The organism is Chthonomonas sp., from assembly GCF_035294505.1.
Classification (GTDB): Bacteria; Armatimonadota; Chthonomonadetes; order Chthonomonadales; family Chthonomonadaceae; genus Chthonomonas.
Genome location: NZ_DATGKU010000124.1, coordinates 1 through 2,339, shown reverse-complemented (window position 1 = coordinate 2,339; position 2,339 = coordinate 1). Strand labels below are relative to the sequence as shown.

The 2,339-nt window shown below is 53.5% G+C and carries 3 protein-coding genes; all 3 read left to right on the top strand.

Features of this window, described 5'->3' with window-relative positions; translation table 11 throughout:
• Positions 1-360 precede the first annotated feature (360 nt).
• A complete protein-coding gene (locus tag VKV18_RS07395; protein WP_324203571.1) occupies positions 361-951 on the top strand; it encodes a hypothetical protein in 591 nt (196 codons plus the stop codon).
• 135 nt (positions 952-1,086) lie between these two features.
• Entirely contained in the window at positions 1,087-1,584 is a 498-nt protein-coding gene (locus VKV18_RS07390) for a hypothetical protein (RefSeq protein ID WP_324203570.1), read from the top strand.
• Positions 1,585-1,787: 203 nt separating this feature from the next.
• The coding region (locus VKV18_RS07385) for a superoxide dismutase (protein ID WP_324203569.1) at positions 1,788-2,339 on the top strand (552 nt) is incomplete at its 3' end.

Here is a 2,339-nt window from a genome sequence, read left to right as displayed (position 1 = left end):
ACGTAATGCTTTATTAGCGAAGAACCTTAGCGAGCAAGTGAGCACACAACTCTCAATCCAGCGCACAATAGTAGCTCTATGGGCGGGTTCTTCCAGAGTGGAACGCGTTACAGTTCAATATTTTCCTCCTAATACAGAGGTAGTCGTACTAGAGGGGAAAAAAGCCTATTGAAGGAGGATACGTCCGGATGCTCCGATAGAGTTGTACCTATCTCAGGCCGATAGTGGTAAAGCAAGCGAGAGGAGAAATTGGAGCGTTCTGCTACCCATGATCTAGAGGATTAGATGTTAGGGTATCGGCGAGTTCAATCGCAGGTACCCTACCGTCTTAACAGCAAGATGCAAGAAGGTGCACAATGCATGGAGATGCCAAACGGCGGGGTATGGAATGTTCAGGCGTTGTATCTCCGTGCCGGTGGAGGTTGCAGCAGCCTGTTGGTGCGTCGCAATGGGGAGTACCACCAGTGGAGTATCACCGGAGATGCCGCAGTGATAACGGACGGGAGTGGGAATGTGCTCTCGAGCAATGAGGGGAAGGGCGCCCTGCCCCAGAAAATCGCAAGATTTTCTGGGGATCCCTGTATCGGCCTTGAGTACGATAGCTTTGGCGTGGCTATGTACACAAGTGGGAACGCGCAGACCCCCTATCGTCCTGCAGGGTTGGTATTGGATGAGGGGAAGGGCGTCGGCCTTGAGGAGGGTTTAGATTTCAGCGGCCCTCCTGTAGCCTGCCCGCTATATGTCAATAGGGCGCTGGCATTATCGGATAAGCCATGCGGAGGAGGGCCGCCAAGAAAACATCCACCACAGCCGAAACCACCGGATTGCTCGAAGTTCAACTATATCTGGAAAACGCCGAACAACAATACAATTTTGATTGCCTATGGCCTCTGTAGTCTGGCACAGCACAAGAGCGCTCTGATACCTGTCATGCGAGTGGCAAAAAGTTAGTCTACTGCTGCGGGCCTAAAGTAGACCCCGTTTTTGGTAAGGACCAGAGGGGAGGAACATGGTACTACTATCCGCCCCTGCACTGCTTTTGCTGACCTTAGACCTACAAATCGAACCCAAGGAGGTTATTGTAAAATGACAGAGGATGCTCATTCGGAGCAAGTTTCCAACTTGCTCTATCAAATGACGGCCCTGCAGGCGCGTTATCGAGAGACCGAGCGCATCTTCTCCGCTAGTTTGCGTCGGCAACGTCGGCTGCAGTGGGCAAATCGGCTGTTGGGGCTTCTGGCGTTATGCGGATGGGGGGCCTGCCTTCTGCTGTGGAGGGTGGATAGGCTAGGGCAAAAGGCGCATCCGGCTGCGGCTAAAAGCCCTGAAATCCACCAGATAGCCGTCCTCAATACCAGGCCTTCTCAATCGGCAAAACCGGTGTCCTTCTACGAGAAGCAGAGTGAAGAGATCGATTCGGTGGTTTTTGAGGACCTGCGACAGAATTGCTTCTACAAGCTGGACGAGTATATGAAGGGAGGCCGACAGCAAGCGCTCACCATCGAACCGATAACGGAAGAGGAGGCAAGAGCGCTTCCGCCGAGTAGCATCACGGTATCCTATGATTACGCCACACAGCACTAGGCTTTGCGTTGCCAAATGAGGTGCCGACACAACTAGATGAGGTCTGCCATACAGGCAGGCTCTCATCCGGTTGCGGCCCTGCTGCAGTTTCTACTTTATGCCCCAACGGCGCCACGGCACCGCAACTATTTTTTCACATCATACAGTAAACTTAATAGTGGTGCGCGACGACGCCCACAATCTACAGAAAGGAGCAGAAGGCTATGCCTGAGTTTACTCTGCCACCTCTTCCCTATCCCTACAACGCACTGGAGCCTTACATTGATGCCCAAACGATGCAGATACACTATGAAAAGCATCACGGCACCTATGTGGCCAATCTCAACGCGGCCTTGAAAGACTATCCTAGCTTTTTCGAGAAGACCCCTGAGGAGATCATCTCGAACCTCGACGCCGTGCCCGAATCGGTGCGCACGGCCGTGCGCAACAACGGCGGCGGGCATGTGAACCACACGATGTTTTGGGAGATCATGAAGCCGGGTGGCAGCAAGGAGCCTACCGGGGCGCTCGCCGAGGCCATTCGCGCGACCTTCGGCAGCCTCGATGCCCTTAAACAACAGATCAACGATGCCGGCTTAAAACGCTTCGGAAGCGGCTGGGCCTGGTTGGTTCTGGACTCGTCCGGTAAGCTTTCCGTTCTCTCCACACCCAACCAAGATAATCCCCTGATGGAGGGCAAAAAGCCCATTCTCGGTGTGGATGTTTGGGAGCACGCCTACTATCTAAAGTACCAAAATCGCCGTGCCGATTATCTC

What these genes read in the sequence shown, in the direction of transcription:
- VKV18_RS07395 (WP_324203571.1), top strand. Translation starts at nt 361, where the DNA reads ATGGAGATGCCAAACGGCGGGGTATGGAATGTTCAGGCGTTGTATCTC.
- VKV18_RS07390 (WP_324203570.1), top strand. Translation starts at nt 1,087, where the DNA reads ATGACAGAGGATGCTCATTCGGAGCAAGTTTCCAACTTGCTCTATCAA.